Below are 16,154 nucleotides of genomic sequence, written 5' to 3'. Positions count from 1 at the left end.
GCCTGATCGCCAAGGAGGGCGCCGTCATCGCCAAGACCGAGTATCGGGAGTGGCTCGCACGCCGACAAGCAACCTGAACAGGACCCCACCGAATCCGGATCTGCCCCCCCATAGCTGTTCCTGCCGCCTCTACTGCGACCCGTCCGGGCCGAACCCACCGGCATCAGCTGGGACTTCTTCCTCGCCCACCCGATGCCCTGACCGTCGTCGAGGGCTGGGCGGCGGCCCAGACCTCGACGGAAACCCTCTTGATCAGGACTGCGTCACGGCGTCACCCGCGCCACGCAGGCGAGCCGCAAGTCACACGGCGATGTCGCGTTGGTTGTAGCGCCAGGTGCCTGCGGCGACGAATAGAACGGCGAGCCCGAGCAGGAGGCCGGCGTGGCCCCATTGCACGCCATGCTTCAAGGGTTCTCCACCCAGGTACCAGTCGAAGGGAGAGAACTTCTCCGTCCATTCCAGGCTGTCGATCTGCGTAAAGAAGGAGTCGCCGAGGTAGCCCAACACCGCAACGGCGGCGCCCACCGCGATGGCGTAGACCCGGCGTCCGGTCCACGCGCCGACACCGTAGGCGAGCGCGGCGAACAGCAGCCCGAACAGCGCCAGCTGCAGGCAGATCGCGAACAGGCGGCCGGGAGAGAGCGCTGTGAACTGGCCAGGGCCGCGCAACGCGATGACGACGAGGCACATGACGGCCGCGATCGCGACCAAAGCCACGATGATGGCGAGAAAGCGTTGCAGCGCGAGCGAAACACGGCTCACGGGCTGGGCCTGGACGAGATCCAGCGTGCCCGCTTCCTCGTCACCGGCGACGGCCTTGACCCCAGCGGAGATGGCGAAGACGGCGACCAGGACGGGCACGAGCAGACCGAACACGCTGACCGCGAAGTAGTTCTCGGGTTTGGTGTAGTCCTCCATGTGGAACGCTTCTTTGACCGACTGCGGGAACGAGTTCAAGGCGTCGGCCATCGCCGGGTTGTTGATGCTGGGGTAGAACGAGGCGTACATGGCCGCGACCGCGGTCAGCGCCGCAGTCCACCCGATCCACGCGCGACGGTTGTCCCGCATCGACTTCCAGAAGACGCGCATCACGCCTCCTCGTGCTGGTAGTAGGTGAAGAAGAGCTCTTCGAGCTCGGGCTCCTCGCTGATCAGATCCACCACGTGGTAGCGGGCCAGTGCCTTCACCAGCGCGTCAGCGTCGCCGGAAAGCTTACAGCGCAGCATCTTTCCGTCGACGACCACATCGGATGTGCCGGCTGCGTTAAGGGTGGGCGCGTCGGAGTCGAAGTGCACCTCGATCTTGCGCAGCGCCCGCTTGCGCAGGTCGTCGATGTGCTCGACGGCGACCAGGGAGCCTGAGCGGATGATGCCTACGCGGTCGCAGGTCTGCTGCACCTCGCTCATCACGTGCGAGGACATGAAGACCGTCTGACCGTTGTCGGCGGCTTCGCGCACGAGCGAGACGAACTGCTGCTGCAGGAACGGATCGAGCCCGCTGGTCGGCTCGTCGAGGATGAGCAGGGGCGGCCGGTGCATGAAGGCCTGCAGGACGCCGAGCTTCTGCCGGTTTCCCTTGGAGAGGCTGCCGATCCGCTTGTTCAGATCGAGGTCCCAAGCGGACGCGAGCTGTTCGATGCGTTGCGCGGGAACGCCGCCGCGCAGGTCGCCAAGGTAGGTGAGCAACTCCCGTCCGGTCTGCCGGCCGTTGGCAACGAAATCACCGGCCAGGTAGCCGATTTTGGCGCGAAGTTCGTGGGCGGAGCGCGGATCGACGCCGAGGACGCGCACGCTACCCGAGGTGGGCCGGATCAGATCCAGCAAGATGCGGACCGTGGTGCTCTTGCCGGCCCCGTTGGGGCCGAGGTACCCGAAGACCTCGCCGGCCGAGACGGTGAGGTCCAGGCCCTTCAACGCTGTGGTGCCCCCGCGGCCGTAGCGCTTGACCAACGCCTCGGTCTGGATGGCCGGGGTATCCGCCATCACGTGTCCTTTCGCTGCTGAGACAATCCTTCTTTTCTGGCGAACTCGTCAATCAGTTGCGGGACCCGCTCGGCCACGAAGGCATAGAAGTCGCGGGTCACCCGCAGCCGCTGCGCCCGCGGCAGGCTCTCGTCGCCGCCGAGTACGTCGATGCCCTTCTGCATCACGTCGTGGATGACCATGTAAAGCCGGCGTGCGTCGACCGTGCGCACGAGCGCGTCGGGCAACATCTCGTAGGCATGGCCACGCCCGCGCACAGGCACTCGCCGCACCATCCCGAGCTGTTCCAGCGCGCGCATGCCCGTGCTCACCGAGCCCTTCGAGAGCCCGAGCGACCGGGCCAGCTGCGTGCTGGTCTGCTGCGGCGGGTCGCAGATGAGCAGCCAGCCCATCAGCTTGCCGAACGCGGCGGGCATGCCCATCCCGGACAGCACCATGCCCACCTCGTCGGCGAACAGCCGCTCCTCCTCCACGGTAATCTCCTAAAGTTCGAAACTGTTTAAACTTATCACACGGTGTAGTGCTGCAAGGCCTTTGCCTTCGCGACCGAGCCGGTTGAAGATCACCGTCGCCAAGGCTCGCCGAGTGGATCCGTCCTCAACCGTGGCTTCGGCCAGCGGGCCGCATGCCATTGCGGGGTCGGCCGGCACCTCTCCGTCGATGAAGGTGAGCATCTCGCGTTTCCCATCGGTACCGAGGAAGCGAGGCGCGCCGGGTGCTGGAGACCAACCAGCTGCGCTACTTCGGGATAGAGGACGGTGACCCGGATGAGCCGTTCCTGGCCACGGTCGACGCGGCCACCGGTCAGCCGGTCGGGCGCCGGGCGCTAATGGGCAGTGTCGAGCGGTTGGCCGCACCGCCGGTCCTAGCGGCCGGCGCGCTCTGGCTGCCCCAGGTCGAGCCGCTCGCCGGCAGGGACGCAGCGGCACCGGGCAGCGGCGCGATCCTCGCGATGGACCAGGCAACCGGCCAGTTGCGCTCGCAAACTGTGCTGCCCGCGCCGCCGGTGGCCCCGCCGTTGGTGGCCGGAGCCGCAGGGAACCACCGTGTCCTCATGCTCGAATCAGCAGACGGATTGGACTACGTAGTCACCGGCGCCGTCGGCTGGCGTGAGGACCACGGCGAAGACTGCGACCCCAGCGCTCTCGCCTTCCTCCCACCCGGCACCGACCCCGGATCCTCCCTGCCGAGAGTCCGGATGCCTCGGACTGAGGTGAACACGGCAACCGGCTTCACCCCGTTCGCGGCATGTAACCGCGCGAGCGAGTTCCGCCATGATCAGGTTTACGGATATGCCGCCGACCGAGCGCTACGGAACGTGTCCCGCCTACGTCGTTGGTCAAGTGCGCGGTTGTGCCGAAGAGCGGATGTCGGATCTTGATGGCGGGTCCCTTCTGAAGACGCCCGAGACATGTCGTCTCGGGCCTGCAGGCTTGGCACGGTGTCTCAACGGTTTGTCATCGCGGCTTTCTCACGCGGATGTCGCATGCCTCGGCATGGTTGCGCGACCGAACATCAGCCGGCGGCGTTGGATCGTCGGCGTTGCTCGACGTTGGCACCTGTCATCACACCGGCCGGGTCGCTCAGTGCCGCGAACAGCAGCAGCACGATCCGCATACAGGGCTTCTGATTCCCGCGTCGGATGATCTCCCGGCGCACCGCGGACTCCCACCGTGTCGGGCCCAGCCGGCGGGTCCGGGCCAGGTCCCCGCCATCACGGTGCACCATGACGCTGATCGCCGCGGTCCAGGTCGAGGAGCGGAACGGCTGCCGCGCGGTCTGTAGCGCGGCGGGCCAGACACACTCCACCAGGGCCCGCATCTGCTGGACCTGGCTGCCCGCTTCCACGAGCAGCTGTGCACGACGCGCGCCCAGATGCCCTAGCCGGCCCCGGGTCTCATCGATCGGTTCGGGCCGGTAGCAGCGCAGCTGAGCCGTCAGCCGGGCGATGATCACGGCGTCTTTCTCGTCGGTCTTGTCGAAGGTCAGGTCCTCGCTGCGGCGTGCCCACGACGTCAGCATCGGCTGGACACACCCGAACGGCATCTCTCGCTCCGCGGCCAACTGGCCCAGCACCCGCCAGCGATGACCAGTCGGGCTCGCACGCCACCGTGACACCGGTGAACCCTTCGACGAAGCCTGTTTGCCGGCCCAGTCCGAGGCTGTCCCCAGATCCCCTGCATGGCGTCTGAATGTCGTACGTGCCAACACTTTCGAGTCATGATCGGTGACCACGACCATCTGCTTCTTGTCTGCCAGATCGATGCCGACGATCGCGTTCGTGACCGGGACAAGAATCCGCAACCGAGCAAGCCGCGCGTTGCGGCCGGGCTCGCACCTCGATTTCGCACCCAACGACGAGGCCGCGAGCAGTGCCGGGGCACGGATCATCGCCGTCGACCGGCCCGGCGTGGGCGGGTCGGACTTCCGCGCCGGGCGGCGCCTGCGGGACTGGCTGGACGACATCGCCGCGCTCGTCGACGCTCTGGGCATCGAGCGGTTCGCCGTGCTCGGCTTCTCCTTCGGCGGCCCGTACGCGCTCGCCGTGGCTCACGCCCTCGGTAGCCGGGTCCGAGCCATGGGCCCGGTGTCAGCGATGGGGCCGCTCGACCGGCCCCGCGCCACCGAACGGATGATGCCCCCGACCCGGCTGATGTTCGCGCTGGCGCGCACCGCCGGGTGGCTGGCCCGCCCCGCCGTCGCGGGCATGACCCGGTCGATCGCCCGCGGCCCGGACCGTTTCATCACGCAGATGTACCGTTCCGTTGCGGCGCCTGACCGGGCGGTCCTCGACGCCAGGCCCGACGCGCCGCGGCGATCGCCGACGCCGCTCTGGCCATGTGCCGAGCCGGCACCGGCCCGGTCCTGACCGACGCACTGGCCGTGACCAACCATTGGGGCTTCCGCGTCGAAGGCATCGACGTGCCGACCTTCGGGTGGCAGGGCGCAAATGACAGGAACGTCCGTCGCCCCATCGGCGAGCACTACGGCCGCACCATTCCGGGCGCCGTCCTCACGCTCTGCGAGCACGAAGGTCACTTCGTCTTCTACGCCACGCCGTTCGCATCCTCGGCGCGCTGACCAGCGCTGAAACGCCCGACCCCGAGGATGATGCCCGGCAGCCGGACGCTCGGCATCCCGACATCGGTGGTGTAACAACGGGGCGCTGATCGCCATCGCGTCTCCTTCACGCACAAGGATCGATCCCGTGTGCGCTACCCGCTGTCGCGCCCGCCATTCGTCCACTCGGCCGTGGGGCCAACTCACTCGACGGCGACCGTGACGTCCGGCTGGATGGTCAGAGTGTTGTGCACGGTGCAATGGGAGGCGACGGCGGCCAGCGCCGCACGGCGCTCGGCGGGAAAGTCGTCGGGTACCCGCACCGTGATACGCATAGCGGCGACCCGGGCCGGCCGGTCGGTGGCCACGTCGAAGTCGGCGTGCACTTCCAAGCCATCCCGGTCGAATCCGTGGCGCGTGAGGTACCGGCCGGCGTAGAACGCCACACAGGCGGCCAGGGACCCGACGAACAGCTCCGTCGGCGTGGGGGCCCGGTCGGCCCCGCCCAGGTCGGCCGGCTGGTCCACGAGTACCCGGTGGCCGCGCACCCGGATGTCGTAGGCTTCGCCGTCGAGGAAGTCGACGTCGACGCGCTCGGTCCCCACTGACCCGGCTGCCTGCATGGTGGCTCCTCCTCCGGTCGTCGGATCAGATGAACAGCAGTTGGGCGCCGTCCGTCTTTTCGATGAAGTCGGCGGCGCTGATGATGCCCTCGACCTCGTCGTAGAGGTCGGCTTTGGTGAGGTGCATCATGTCCGCGGACATCCGGCAGGCCCACAGGTGCCCGCCGGAGGCGACGATCTGCTCCAGAAATTCCGGCACCTCTGGTACGCCGACGTCGGCGATCTGCTTTTTCATCATGTGGGTGGCCATGGCGGTCATCCCGGGGACGCCGCCGAGGCCCTGGGGCATGTGGGTGGCGGTGTGTCCCAGCGGGGTGAACTTCAGGTCACGCATCCGGGACTTTGTGATCATGTCGAAGCCCCAGAACGTGAAGAACAAGTGCGTCTCCACGCCTTCGCCGAGCGCGGCGTTGGCGAGCACCAGGCCCGGGTAGGCCATGTCGAGGTTGCCCTTGGAGCAGATGATGGCGAGCTTGCGGCCGGTCGTCGTGTCGTCGTCGAAGTTGGGCACGATCGCCGGGACGGTCTGGGTGGTCATGGCTTCTCCCTCACACGCAGCCGTGTGGCTTGGGCAGGCCGGCGATGTAGGCCATCTTCTTGGCCGGCTTCTTGGGGAACAAGGTGAACAGCTCCTTGGTCGGGATCTCGCCCAATGTCGAGACCCGCCTGATGGTGGCGGTCTCACCCTGGGTCTTGTAGTCGGCGCGCAGGAACCGGATGGCCTTCCAGTGCGCGTCGGTCAGGTCGATGCCGATCTGCGCGGCGAGCTGCTTGGCGAGGACGTCGTCCCACTCGTCGTAGACGGTCAGAAAGCCTTCGTCGTCGACGTGGACCTCGCGCCCGGCGATGCTGGTGACAGGCATGGTTTCACTCCTCGGTGTGTTTGCCGGCCATCGACATGTGCGCCGGCAGCGGGATGGGCCGCCCGGGCAGCAGCAGGTTCCAGTACATCCAGCGGAACACCAGCTTGCCCCAGTGGTTGATCTCGGTCTCTTCGAGCAGGGTGAACGGGCCGATGCCGGGAATCGGGTACTTGCCGGGCAGCGGCTCGGTGTCGTAGTTGAAGTCGATGAGCAGGCCCTTGCCGTCGCCGGACTCCACGAAGCAGTTGGCGTGCCCGTCGAAGCGTCCGGTCATCGGCTCGCCGCGCGCGTGCTGGAGGAAGTTGTCCGCGAAGATCTCGACCGAGAAGTGCGCGACGGAGCCGGCCTTGGAGGCGGGGATGTCGCTGGCGTCGCCGAGGGCGAAGATGTTCGGGTACGCCTTCGACAGCAGCGTGTGTTTGTCCACCGCCACCAGGTTGAGCTCGTTGCCCAGCCCCGAGCGGGCCACGTACTCGGCGCCCATGTTCAGCGGCACGGTCACCAGCAGGTCGAAGTCGATCTCGCGCTCGTCGTAGGAGACTAGGGTCGTGCCATCGATGCGCTCGACCAGGAAGTCGGTCTCCACGGCGATCTTGCGCTCGTTCAGCATCGCGCCCAGGTGCTTCGAGGCGATCAGCTTGGTGAACGCGCCGGGCAGCGGCGTGGCGTAGGTGAGCTCCACCCGGTCGCGCATGCCGCGCTGCCGGAAGTACGCGTCGGCGAGAAACGTGAACTCCAGCGGCGCCACCGGACACTTGATCGGCATATCCACGATGTGCACCACCAACCGGCCGCCGTCGAACCGGTCAAGGGCGTTGGCGAGCGCGACCGCACCGTCGTAGGTGTAGAAGTCGAAGATGCTCTCCCGCCACTGCCCGCCATCCAGCATGCCCGGGGTCTGGTCCGGCCGCGGCTCCACGCCGGTGGCGATGACCAGGTAGTCGTAGGGTAGCCGGCGCCCGTCGCTGAGCAGCACCTCGTTGGCGTCCGGCTCCACCCGGTCCACTTCGCCATAGACCAGGTCCACCCCGTCCGGGATGAACCGCTGCCGCGGCTTGACGATCTCGTCGGGCGAGTAGACACCGAACGGGACGAACAGAAAACCGGGCTGGTAGAAATGCCGGTCAGTCTGATCGACCACCGCGATCTGCCAGTCGGCCTTGTCCAGACGGCGGCGCAGCTTGTTGACCACCATTGTGCCCGCCGTACCGGCACCCAGAACCAGTAGCCGTTTCATCACGACCTCCTCTATACCCCCCACGGTATGCAGGTGGCGGAGGTCGCCGTAGAGACAGAAGTCCTGACCGTGTGGGCCGACCGGGACGGTGGAACGCCCGGAACTGTGAAGGCCGGCCGGACGCGAGCGCCCGGCCGACCTTTCAGCTGCCTGCAGGAGTCAGGCGAGGGACAGAAAGAGTTTCTCCATCCGCTCCAGGTTCACCGCCTGGTCCTCCCCGTCCTCGCCGGCAGTGATGCACTGCTGCAGACCACTCGCGATGATTTTGAAACCGGCCCGGTCGAGCGCCCGGGATACGGCGGCCAACTGTGTGACCACGTCGGCGCAGTCGCGGCCCTCTTCGAGCATCCCGATAACACCCCGGATCTGCCCTTCGGCACGGCGCAAACGCTTGATCACATCACCCGTCGCGCCCTCATCCACCTGCATCGCCGTCTCCCATCATCACCGCGCTCGGGATCCAGTCTACCCCCGGGGGTATTACCCGACGGATTCCTGACGCATGACGACGCGGCAGGATGCACGGCTCCCCACTGCGCCGACATCCTCCGTGGCACCTCACCGCCACATACTCCCGCCGCCGGCCGTACGGCAAGTACGCCCCTACCAGGACTACGGCTCGACAACGACACGGTCGCGCAACGAGGGCACTCCCCGGGGCCCGCCTCCGCGTCACCTGGTCCAGCGGGTCGCCGTCCCCAGCTTGCACCAGATTCGCCAACCAGCACGCGGTGGCGAGCCGCCCGCTTCCCGCCAACCCTGCGGTCAGTCGCCTGACGCAGGCTCCACCGACCGCGCCGTCACCCGGTCCCATTTTGCGGGCAAGGGACGTTTCGTGCACTCAGGTTAGGGCCGGAACCAGCGTGGCGCAGTAAAGCTCGAAGTCGCTTTCGAGGTCGGGGTGCGGTCCGGAGATCGACTCGATCTCCTGGGAGACGAATTCGTCGTCGCTGGTGTCGGTCGGGGTGCCGTTGTAGTCAAGCACGGTGACGAACACGACTCGGCCGGCGTCCCTGATCGCCACGGTCCCGTCAGGCAACCTGATCTGTTCGGGGAGCCCGGTGACAGCGGTGCGCAGGGTAATCGTGCTGTCCCCGTTGTCGGTCACGGTGAGATCCATCGTGGATCCGGCGAAGCGGTTCACGACTGATTTCCCGGTCTCGGGGTTGGTGAAGGTCACCGTGCCGCTGCCGGTGGACTTGAATAGCGGAAATCCGCTCGTGGCTATCCGTTCCTGCTCGTTGGCTACGACATCGACCGTGGTGGTGACTGACAGGCCACAGACCTCGTCGTCGGGGATGGTAAACACGTTGTGCGCGTGAGAGTGATCGACGAGCTGGGCCGCAGCAGGTTGCGCCGCGGCGAGAAGGATGCCGCATGTGATCAGCCCCGACAGCCCGACAGCCTGGGCGCCTCGCAACATTGTCATCGACCGCAACCGTAGGTGCATGACAGTCCTCCCTTTCTGGCCGGAACCCGATATTTCGCGTTGTGGTCCCACCTAGTCCTGTGGACGCGGCCGTGCACGCAGCCATGCTGGGAACGTCTGCCCGCTGATTGTCCGCCCGCGCCCAACGGTCGAACAGCGCAGGCGCCTGTCGTTTGCGTGACAATGCCGAGCCGCGCCATAGTGCCGCAGCCTGGGTCAACGCTCCTTGGGCAGTGTCATTTCCGCCCAATTGGACAGCTCCGGAGGCAGCGTGAATCAAGGCGCGAAGTGCGGCTCGACCTGGTGAATTACAGCGCGGTGGTTCGCCGCGCGGTCTGTCCACCCAGCTCCGAGTCAGGCGTACCGTCGGCCGGTGGACACGGTGACCGAGTACGCGATGCAGACGCTTACATCAAACAATCTTAATTGCATCTATCTTAACGAATTTTGTTGGTCTACTGTCGAGAAGATGACCAAGTACAAGGGTCTTGCGCAGCGCCTGCCCTAGAGCATATAACGTGTGGTGCAGGCCTAATATCTTCTGGGGGGAAGGGATTTGCTGCGGGGCTTAGGTCTGCGCTAACGGATCAAGGTCGTTTGCGACCGGGGAGTAATCGCACGAGGGGGACTTTTTCTCCTTTTCGTTCGCCTTGCCGACCCTCCTGGGTTCGAATCTCCTTCCGGCGGCGTGTCATCCTTCAACGGCCGCCCCAGGCCTTTTTGCGACAAGTCACGTACTTATGAACGCAATACGGCTCCCCGTCCAAAGATAGAGCCGGACGGAAGCGTCCGAGCAGGAGCGAGTGGAGTCGGCGTTAAGGTCGAAGGAAATGGCATGAGGCGGAGGGAGGTGAAGTAAATGAAGCGTATCGCAGCCGCGATTGTGGCGGGCCTGTTCGGCGCCGTGCTCGTCGCCGGGCCGGCCCTGGCAAATGCGCCGCCGCCCACCAACGGCGGCAACGGCGCGGGGCAGAGCGGTCAATGCACAGGCAACCCTGACGACCGCCCGGCCAGCTGCCACTAGCAGCAGAGTCCTCTAAAGGAGTGCCATGAAACGCAGAATCGCAGCCGTTATCGCAGCCGTCGCCCTGCTCATCGGCGGCGTCAGCGCGCCAGCCTACGCAGACGCAGGCGGTGGCCCAGGCAGCAACAGCGGATGTGCCGGCCACCAGCCTCCGCCACCGCCGTCAGGTGGATGCGGTCACTGACACACCGTGCTGATGTGGAAGCCCTGGGCCCGCCGGGCTCGGGGCTTCCCTCGCGCCGCCTGCCAAGGATCACCTGCATAATGCCGAGTTGAGGACGTTGGCCTCTGGAAGCCGTTGAGCCATCCGGCCGAGGATTAGGTGTCGTATCCACCAGCGGAGACGCGAGCGAGGTGGGCCGATGAGCGAGAGACTCTCAGCGGACGCTCGACAGGTGATCACTCGTTGGCAGCGCCTGCCTGTACCGGTGCGTCGGGTCATCGTCCGGTCACGACGCTTGAGTCACTTCAGTCGGCCGCCGCGACCGCAGGTCACCGTCGACCTGGTCGATAGGGTGGCCGTGATCACCTTCGACGATGGCAAGGTCAACGCCATTTCGCGGCATGCGGCGAAGTTACTGGCGGAAGCTCATGAGTGCGTCCCCTCCGACGAGAAGGTCATGGCAGTCGTGCTGGCAGGCCGCGCCGGGCAGTTCTCGGCCGGATTCGATCTCGACACCCTGGTGATCGGCGGACCGGCCCGGCAGGACCTGTTACGAACCGGGTGGAACATGCTGATCCGCTACCTCACGTCGCCGATCCCCCTCGTCGTGGCGTGCACCGGCAACGCGGTTGCCGCCGGAGCGGCACTCCTTCTCGCCGGTGATGTCCGTCTGGCCGCCGCAGGCGAGTTTACGATCGGCTTCAACGAGGCCGCCATCGGACTTCCGCTGCCTGGCCTGCTGCTTATGCTCGCCCGCGACAGGTTGGCCCCGGATGCTTATGGCGAGGCGACTGCCGGTGCCCGGATGTACTCGCCGCCGGAGGCGCTCGCCGCCGGGTTCGTCAACTGTGTCGTACCTGCGGCAGATCTGATCACTACCGCTCTTGCCGAAGCTGGTCGGCTCGCCAGCCTTCCACCGGAGTCGTTCGGGAACGACAAGCCGCACGCATACAGGCCCAGTCGCAGGCAGATCTCGATCTGATAAACGCCTCGGCAATTGACCGGCAGCCGGCTTCGACCTAACTCGACCAACCGGCCCGTACCCGGACTCCCTGTCTCGTCCGAGGTTCGTGCTTCGGATGTCATATACGTGTGACTGTTCCGATGGGAGGTCTCATCGATCTTGGTGCTGGCGCTCCTGGCCGCCGTCGGCTGTGGCCGGCGACCTGTTCGGGCCGCGCCGGGTCTGGGGACGCCGCGGGCCGCCGCAACCGCCGGACGACAGCACCACGATCGAGGGCGAGATCGTCGACTCCTGAGCCGGCGGTCAGACTCCCGCGACGATCGGGTACACCCGGATCAGGCCGCCGCAGACCGACCCGGCGATGTTCGGTACCCACGGGATGGTCTTGCCGGCGTCCTGCCCGGGCGGCGTCACGGTGACCGACGTCGGGTACGGCGGGCAGGTGTTGCCCTGGTCTTCGTACTTGTTCCAGATCAGCATGGACGACGCCGACTGGCCCGGCGGCACGTTCACCGTGGTGACCGCGCCGGCCTGCGCGGAGACCGTGGTGGGCAGCGGACCCGACGGGCCGCCCAGCTGCAGCGTCGGGTAACCGGACAGGGTGCAGGGCGCGGTACCGCGGTTGGTCAGCAGGAGGTTTCCGGCCTCCTGGAACTTGGCGCTCGTGGACTCGGGGATGCTCATGGCCAGCTGAGCGGTGGTGCACTGCAGCGGCGGGGACGCGTTGGTCGACGGCGCCGACGAGCGGACCGACCCGCCTGCGGCGGGCGATGCGCTGACCGGAGCGCCGTTCGCGGCGATGCCGGCGGTGGCGCCGCTCGCCCCAGGGCTGGGGGCGGCGGCCGTCGCGGCTGACTTCCCGGCCGTACAGCCGGCCAGCGCCAGCGCCGCCGCGGCTACCACGGTGTACCGTCGCAGGTTGCGTCGCATCGCGCCGTACCCCTATCAGCTCTAGCGCCGCCGGAGTGGCGGCGAGCCTTGACGGTACGTACGCGAGCCGCTGCGCGAATCCCGGGATCGTGCCACCCGTCACGTCAGGTGTCGCTCGGCGGCTCGACGATCGCCCGTACCTCCAGTGCCCAGTACCCGGCGCAGGCGCATCGTCGGGCGGGTGGGGACGCAGACAGGCTGGCCCAGTCGGCGGCGCCCGCGCCGAGGACTGCGTCGGCTGCGGCCGTGTCGTTGCCGTCTGGCCATCGACGCTGCTCGAGTCGTAGCCCAGCGCGATATCCGGCGCCAGCGAGGACGCGGCCACCGCCGGCGCGGGACCCTCGCCACAGCAACCGAGACCCCTCGGTGACGTGCATAAACGCCCAGACATTGCCCGTGGCCATCGAGCCCAGCCGCGCTATCCATCACATAGGTCATGGCTCGGTAGGCGCTCTGCGGCGCCGACCCTCGTCGCCCCACACCGGCGGACTGGCCTAGGAGTCGTAGCCGAGCCGGCTCAGTGCGCCGGTCAGCGCTTGCCCGAACTCGGTGAGCAGCGTGGTGAGGCACTGCTCAACCCACTCGTCGATCAGGGATTCCGCGTGCATCGAGAAGGCCGGGTGTACCTCGCCGATGCCGAGCAGCAGCGGGGGCGTCGCCGCCGGTTCGCGTCGATGACGATCAGGGCGTGCTCGGCGTCGCGGGCCCGGGAGATTCCCGGGATGGGGTGGACTCAGACCGCACGGGCTCGGGGCGGCCCATCGTGACGGTGACCCTCAGGCCGTGGTAGCGGCGGGTGGCGCTATCAGGCGGCCGAGGGCGCCGAGGTGATCGCCATGCAGGCACATCTGAACGCGCCGACAGCCGGGCGGTGCAGGCGCTCGAGGCCCCGGCACGCCAACAGCGGCACGCCCGCCCGCGTCACCCCTGTCAGATCAACGAGCGCCGGACCGACTATCGATGCAGGTCCTGGACGGCGCGCATCTGATCCGCCAACGAGTCCATCACCCTGCGGGCTGCGAGTGGTGTATAGGCTCCGGACACCGGCTCGTAGCGAAACTGCCAACTGACGGTGTTGCTGAACGCGAGCACGTGAACGGCGAGTTCGGTGCCGTCGCCGGTCGTCAGGGCATAGCCGAGCTGTGCCGGCACCTCTTTGGCGCGATCTTGCCGCATGCCGCTGAGCAGGCCCGTGCCGGCCGGCTGCGCGTGCACCTCGACGCGCACGTCTCGGCAGTTGTCGAAGGCCCTGGTCAGCCGCGCGTACTCGCGGTCCGCGCTCGCGATGTCCCGGAACCGGTAGCTGAACAGGGACACGGCCGACCGATCGATGGCCCAGAAGGTGCCGACACCGTCGAGCGCTTCGTGCGGGACCCGGTTCAATACGGTCGCCTCGAACAACGGCTCGCAAGCTTTCGGCACGATGTATCCGGACTCTTCGGAGCTGTGATGACGGTCGATCACCGAGGCGTCGTTGGTCCCGTCGGAGCGCACCATCCCGGCGTACACCCCTTGCAGATCAGGGAGTGTGAACACCGGCGCCGGCACGGGCTGCAGGTGCCAGAGCACAAGTCCGGCGATCACCGCCATGACGGCCACGAGCAGCGCAAACATGCTTCTTCGCGATAGTCGGTCAGCTTGATCAGGACCCACCGTCAAGATGTCCGGTCCGGACTGCGGCGAAGCCGTCGTCACAACTCGATCCTAGTCACTGCAGCCTCGACGACTTTCGATACGGCTGATCGGAGACGGGCTTCGAGACGCGACACCCCGCCACCAGGTGGATATGGCGATCTCTTGACGCCGACTTTGTTCAGTGTGATTTTGGTCTCAGCGCATTCTCGGAGCGAGGGCGCCGGTCAGCAGGCAGCCAGGAGGTCTCGACTGTCCCCGCGGCTTCCTCCTTCGCGGGCAATGCCCCCATCGCCCACTCCGGTACAAGCAATGGCCACTGCGTCCCAGTTGGTGGACACCGGCCGCCTGTACCCCCTCAGTTCCGGCATCAATAAATCTAGGGGAAGAGATGAACAATGATCATCACCTGATCGATACCTCCGGGGCCGATTCCCCGGTTGATGAGGGAACAACATGGCTGGCCAGCCGGCGAAGCTTCCTCACGTTGGGTGGCCTGGCCGTCACCGGCGCCGTTCTCGGGGTCGGCGCGTCAGCCTGTGGAACGGCGGAGACCGGAAACAAAGGCGGCAGCGCCGGCAAGGGGCGCGCGGGCGCGTCCGGGGAGACGATGTTCGTGGCCGGCTTCCAGTGGGGACCCCCCAAGAGCTTCAACCCGCTCGCCGCATCCCCGGACTGGCCGACGGCCCAGGGCCAGAGCCAGCTGATCTACGAGAGCCTGCTGCGCTTCAACCTGATCGACGGCTCGCTCCACCCGGGTCTGGCGAAGGGGCTGGAGCAACCCGACCAGCGCACCATGAAACTCGCGCTGCAGGACGGCACCAAGTGGTCCGACGGATCCGACCTGACCGCCGACGACGTCGTCTTCACGTTCGAGCTCGGCAAGACCGCCTCCGTCAATTACTCCACGGTGTGGCAGTACATCGACTCGGTCACGGCGACGGATCCGCGCACCGTCGAGTTCAAGCTGAAAACCAAGCCGTTCAACCCGGGCTTCGTGAAGAACTTCCTGTGTGCGACGCTCATCGTGCCGAAGGCGGTCTTCAGCAAGTTCTCTGCGGACAAGGTCACGGCAGAGGCCAATTTGAAGCCGATCGGCTCGGGGCCCTTCCTGCTCGACAGGTACGACCAGACCCAGGTCAACTTGAAGCGCAATGACAGCTACTGGGGCAAGGCGGTTTTCGGAACCCCGCCGATGACCACCATCAACCACCCGATCTTCAAGAGCAACAGCGACGGCGACCTCAAGCTGGAGAGCGGCGAGATCGACGCGAGTCAGCAGTTCACCGCCCAGATCTGGAAGATGTGGCAGGCCGGCAAGCCGGTCAGCACCTGGATGAAGAAGAAGCCGTACCACCTGCCGGGGAACCTGCCGCTGCTCATCTTCAACCTGAACAAGAAGGGCTTGAACAACGTCAAGGTCCGCCGGGCGATCGCCTACGCGATCAACTACCCCAACATCGCCACCACCGCGATGTCGGACTACTCGGATCCGGCCAACGCGAGCCTCATCGTGCCGTCGGGATACGAGTCCAAGTTCTACGACCCCGCCGCCGTCGCAGCCGAAGGCTGGAAGTATGACAAGGCCAAGGCGATCGACATCCTCGAGAACGAACTGCAGGCCAAGAAGGGATCGGACGGCATCTACGTGCTGCCGGACGGGACCAAGCTGGGCGGCTGGAAGTTGGTCACGCCGACCGGCTGGACCGACTGGAACACCGCTTGTGAGATCGTCGCCAAGTCGGCCAAGGAGGTCGGCATCGGGATCACCACCGTGTTCCCGCAGTTCCCCACCATGTTCTCCGCGCTTCAGAATGGCAACTTCGATCTCGCGATGTACTCCTACACCGGCGTCAATCCGGCCAGCCCCTGGATCCGGTTCCGGGACGCCATGGACAACCGTGGCGTGCCCGCCGCGGGCAAGACCGCGTTCTGGAACTACAACCGGTTCAGCAACCCCGACGTCCCGGCTCTGCTGGACACCGCCGCGGGAGCCACAAGCGACACCGACGCCAAGGCGGCGTACACCAAGCTCGACACGATCTACCGCGAGAACATCCCCGTGGTGCCGTTGATGTACCGCCCGCTCGAGTTCTACGAGTTCAACGCCAGCAACTGGACGAACTTCCCCACCGCGGAAAACCCGTACGCTCCGCCGATGTGGCAGGGCGCCGGCATTCAATGGCTGTTCAAGATCAAGAGGGTGGGGTCGTAGGCCCCGTACGGTCGACCTGGCATGAGGAGCGA

19 protein-coding genes are annotated in these 16,154 nt (G+C 66.6%); 6 read left to right on the top strand and 13 right to left on the bottom strand.

Translation table 11 applies throughout. The features are described from left to right. Positions 1–300: 300 nt before the first annotated feature. From VGR06_RS30820 to VGR06_RS30805, 4 genes are read right to left on the bottom strand one after another with little or no spacing between them, the layout of a single operon-like run. Positions 301–1,089, bottom strand: a complete 789-nt coding sequence (locus VGR06_RS30820; protein WP_327562678.1) for an ABC transporter permease subunit — start codon at positions 1,087–1,089, stop codon at positions 301–303. After that, positions 1,089–1,982 (bottom strand): ABC transporter ATP-binding protein, encoded by an 894-nt coding sequence (locus VGR06_RS30815; RefSeq protein WP_327562677.1) that lies wholly within the window; start codon positions 1,980–1,982, stop codon positions 1,089–1,091. The genes VGR06_RS30820 and VGR06_RS30815 overlap by 1 nt, the downstream gene beginning before the upstream one ends. Then, positions 1,982–2,455, bottom strand: a complete 474-nt coding sequence (locus VGR06_RS30810) for a GbsR/MarR family transcriptional regulator (RefSeq protein ID WP_327562676.1) — start codon at positions 2,453–2,455, stop codon at positions 1,982–1,984. The genes VGR06_RS30815 and VGR06_RS30810 overlap by 1 nt, the downstream gene beginning before the upstream one ends. Positions 2,456–2,464: 9 nt before the next feature. Further along, on the bottom strand, positions 2,465–2,656 hold the full coding sequence (locus tag VGR06_RS30805; RefSeq protein WP_327562675.1) for a hypothetical protein: 192 nt from the start codon (positions 2,654–2,656) through the stop codon (positions 2,465–2,467). A 41-nt stretch (positions 2,657–2,697) separates the two neighbouring features. Here VGR06_RS30805 and VGR06_RS30800 point away from each other — a divergent pair, with 41 nt between their 5' ends. After that, the gene (locus VGR06_RS30800) at positions 2,698–3,363 is read left to right on the top strand and encodes a hypothetical protein (protein WP_327562674.1); all 666 of its coding nucleotides are present in this window, start codon (positions 2,698–2,700) and stop codon (positions 3,361–3,363) included. A 134-nt stretch (positions 3,364–3,497) separates the two neighbouring features. On the opposite strand, the gene VGR06_RS30795 is transcribed toward VGR06_RS30800, so the two are convergent. Continuing rightward, a complete protein-coding gene (locus VGR06_RS30795) occupies positions 3,498–4,286 on the bottom strand; it encodes an IS110 family transposase (protein ID WP_327562673.1) in 789 nt (262 codons plus the stop codon). Between VGR06_RS30795 and VGR06_RS30790 the strand changes: the two genes are divergently transcribed. Both VGR06_RS30790 and VGR06_RS30785 read left to right on the top strand, forming a co-directional pair. After that, complete coding sequence (locus VGR06_RS30790; RefSeq protein WP_327562672.1) at positions 4,264–4,851, top strand: alpha/beta fold hydrolase; 588 nt, start codon at positions 4,264–4,266, stop codon at positions 4,849–4,851. The genes VGR06_RS30795 and VGR06_RS30790 overlap by 23 nt on opposite strands. A gap of 14 nt (positions 4,852–4,865) precedes the next feature. Then, positions 4,866–5,063, top strand: coding sequence for a hypothetical protein (locus tag VGR06_RS30785; RefSeq protein WP_327562671.1), 198 nt, complete (start codon positions 4,866–4,868; stop codon positions 5,061–5,063). Positions 5,064–5,245: 182 nt separating this feature from the next. On the opposite strand, the gene VGR06_RS30780 is transcribed toward VGR06_RS30785, so the two are convergent. The 6 genes from VGR06_RS30780 to VGR06_RS30755 form a co-directional block, all read right to left on the bottom strand. Then, positions 5,246–5,665 carry an OsmC family protein gene (locus VGR06_RS30780; RefSeq protein ID WP_327562670.1) on the bottom strand — a complete coding sequence of 140 codons (420 nt, stop codon included), beginning with the start codon at positions 5,663–5,665 and terminating at the stop codon, positions 5,246–5,248. Between the two features lie 25 nt (positions 5,666–5,690). Continuing rightward, positions 5,691–6,203 carry a DsrE/DsrF/DrsH-like family protein gene (locus tag VGR06_RS30775; protein WP_327562669.1) on the bottom strand — a complete coding sequence of 171 codons (513 nt, stop codon included), beginning with the start codon at positions 6,201–6,203 and terminating at the stop codon, positions 5,691–5,693. A gap of 10 nt (positions 6,204–6,213) precedes the next feature. Next, positions 6,214–6,528, bottom strand: coding sequence for a TusE/DsrC/DsvC family sulfur relay protein (locus tag VGR06_RS30770; protein WP_327562668.1), 315 nt, complete (start codon positions 6,526–6,528; stop codon positions 6,214–6,216). 4 nt (positions 6,529–6,532) lie between these two features. Next, positions 6,533–7,765, bottom strand: coding sequence for a type III sulfide quinone reductase, selenoprotein subtype (gene sqr / locus VGR06_RS30765; RefSeq protein ID WP_327562667.1), 1,233 nt, complete (start codon positions 7,763–7,765; stop codon positions 6,533–6,535). 159 nt (positions 7,766–7,924) lie between these two features. Beyond that, positions 7,925–8,194 carry a metal-sensitive transcriptional regulator gene (locus VGR06_RS30760; RefSeq protein WP_327562666.1) on the bottom strand — a complete coding sequence of 90 codons (270 nt, stop codon included), beginning with the start codon at positions 8,192–8,194 and terminating at the stop codon, positions 7,925–7,927. A gap of 412 nt (positions 8,195–8,606) precedes the next feature. After that, a complete protein-coding gene (locus VGR06_RS30755) occupies positions 8,607–9,215 on the bottom strand; it encodes a hypothetical protein (protein ID WP_327562665.1) in 609 nt (202 codons plus the stop codon). A gap of 838 nt (positions 9,216–10,053) precedes the next feature. On the opposite strand from VGR06_RS30755, the gene VGR06_RS30750 reads away from it, so the two are divergent. Next, positions 10,054–10,218: a hypothetical protein gene (locus VGR06_RS30750; protein ID WP_327562664.1), complete on the top strand. Its 165-nt coding sequence runs from the start codon at positions 10,054–10,056 to the stop codon at positions 10,216–10,218. A 362-nt stretch (positions 10,219–10,580) separates the two neighbouring features. After that, a complete protein-coding gene (locus VGR06_RS30745) occupies positions 10,581–11,363 on the top strand; it encodes a crotonase/enoyl-CoA hydratase family protein (protein ID WP_327562663.1) in 783 nt (260 codons plus the stop codon). A 285-nt stretch (positions 11,364–11,648) separates the two neighbouring features. Here the strand turns inward: VGR06_RS30745 and VGR06_RS30740 are convergent, their stop codons facing one another. Then, on the bottom strand, positions 11,649–12,275 hold the full coding sequence (locus tag VGR06_RS30740; RefSeq protein WP_327562662.1) for a DUF4232 domain-containing protein: 627 nt from the start codon (positions 12,273–12,275) through the stop codon (positions 11,649–11,651). 954 nt (positions 12,276–13,229) lie between these two features. Further along, positions 13,230–13,889: a hypothetical protein gene (locus VGR06_RS30735; protein ID WP_327562661.1), complete on the bottom strand. Its 660-nt coding sequence runs from the start codon at positions 13,887–13,889 to the stop codon at positions 13,230–13,232. A gap of 409 nt (positions 13,890–14,298) precedes the next feature. Between VGR06_RS30735 and VGR06_RS30730 the strand changes: the two genes are divergently transcribed. Then, the gene (locus VGR06_RS30730; RefSeq protein WP_327562660.1) at positions 14,299–16,122 is read left to right on the top strand and encodes an ABC transporter substrate-binding protein; all 1,824 of its coding nucleotides are present in this window, start codon (positions 14,299–14,301) and stop codon (positions 16,120–16,122) included. Positions 16,123–16,154 lie beyond the last annotated feature (32 nt).

Source organism: Actinophytocola sp., assembly GCF_036002505.1.
Taxonomy (GTDB): domain Bacteria; phylum Actinomycetota; class Actinomycetes; order Mycobacteriales; family Pseudonocardiaceae; genus DASYTH01.
The sequence above is the reverse complement of the archived record's forward strand: the minus strand, read 5'-3'. Positions and strand labels throughout refer to the sequence as shown.

Excerpts from the sequence above, each read along its gene's own strand:
- VGR06_RS30815 (WP_327562677.1), bottom strand. The coding sequence starts at position 1,982 with ATGGCGGATACCCCGGCCATCCAGACCGAGGCGTTGGTCAAGCGCTAC.
- VGR06_RS30750 (WP_327562664.1), top strand. The coding sequence starts at position 10,054 with ATGAAGCGTATCGCAGCCGCGATTGTGGCGGGCCTGTTCGGCGCCGTG.
- VGR06_RS30770 (WP_327562668.1), bottom strand. The coding sequence starts at position 6,528 with ATGCCTGTCACCAGCATCGCCGGGCGCGAGGTCCACGTCGACGACGAA.
- VGR06_RS30775 (WP_327562669.1), bottom strand. The coding sequence starts at position 6,203 with ATGACCACCCAGACCGTCCCGGCGATCGTGCCCAACTTCGACGACGAC.
- VGR06_RS30755 (WP_327562665.1), bottom strand. The coding sequence starts at position 9,215 with ATGCACCTACGGTTGCGGTCGATGACAATGTTGCGAGGCGCCCAGGCT.
- VGR06_RS30780 (WP_327562670.1), bottom strand. The coding sequence starts at position 5,665 with ATGCAGGCAGCCGGGTCAGTGGGGACCGAGCGCGTCGACGTCGACTTC.
- VGR06_RS30735 (WP_327562661.1), bottom strand. The coding sequence starts at position 13,889 with ATGTTTGCGCTGCTCGTGGCCGTCATGGCGGTGATCGCCGGACTTGTG.
- VGR06_RS30805 (WP_327562675.1), bottom strand. The coding sequence starts at position 2,656 with ATGCTCACCTTCATCGACGGAGAGGTGCCGGCCGACCCCGCAATGGCA.
- sqr (WP_327562667.1), bottom strand. The coding sequence starts at position 7,765 with ATGAAACGGCTACTGGTTCTGGGTGCCGGTACGGCGGGCACAATGGTG.
- VGR06_RS30820 (WP_327562678.1), bottom strand. The coding sequence starts at position 1,089 with ATGCGCGTCTTCTGGAAGTCGATGCGGGACAACCGTCGCGCGTGGATC.
- VGR06_RS30730 (WP_327562660.1), top strand. The coding sequence starts at position 14,299 with ATGAACAATGATCATCACCTGATCGATACCTCCGGGGCCGATTCCCCG.
- VGR06_RS30745 (WP_327562663.1), top strand. The coding sequence starts at position 10,581 with ATGAGCGAGAGACTCTCAGCGGACGCTCGACAGGTGATCACTCGTTGG.
- VGR06_RS30760 (WP_327562666.1), bottom strand. The coding sequence starts at position 8,194 with ATGCAGGTGGATGAGGGCGCGACGGGTGATGTGATCAAGCGTTTGCGC.
- VGR06_RS30740 (WP_327562662.1), bottom strand. The coding sequence starts at position 12,275 with ATGCGACGCAACCTGCGACGGTACACCGTGGTAGCCGCGGCGGCGCTG.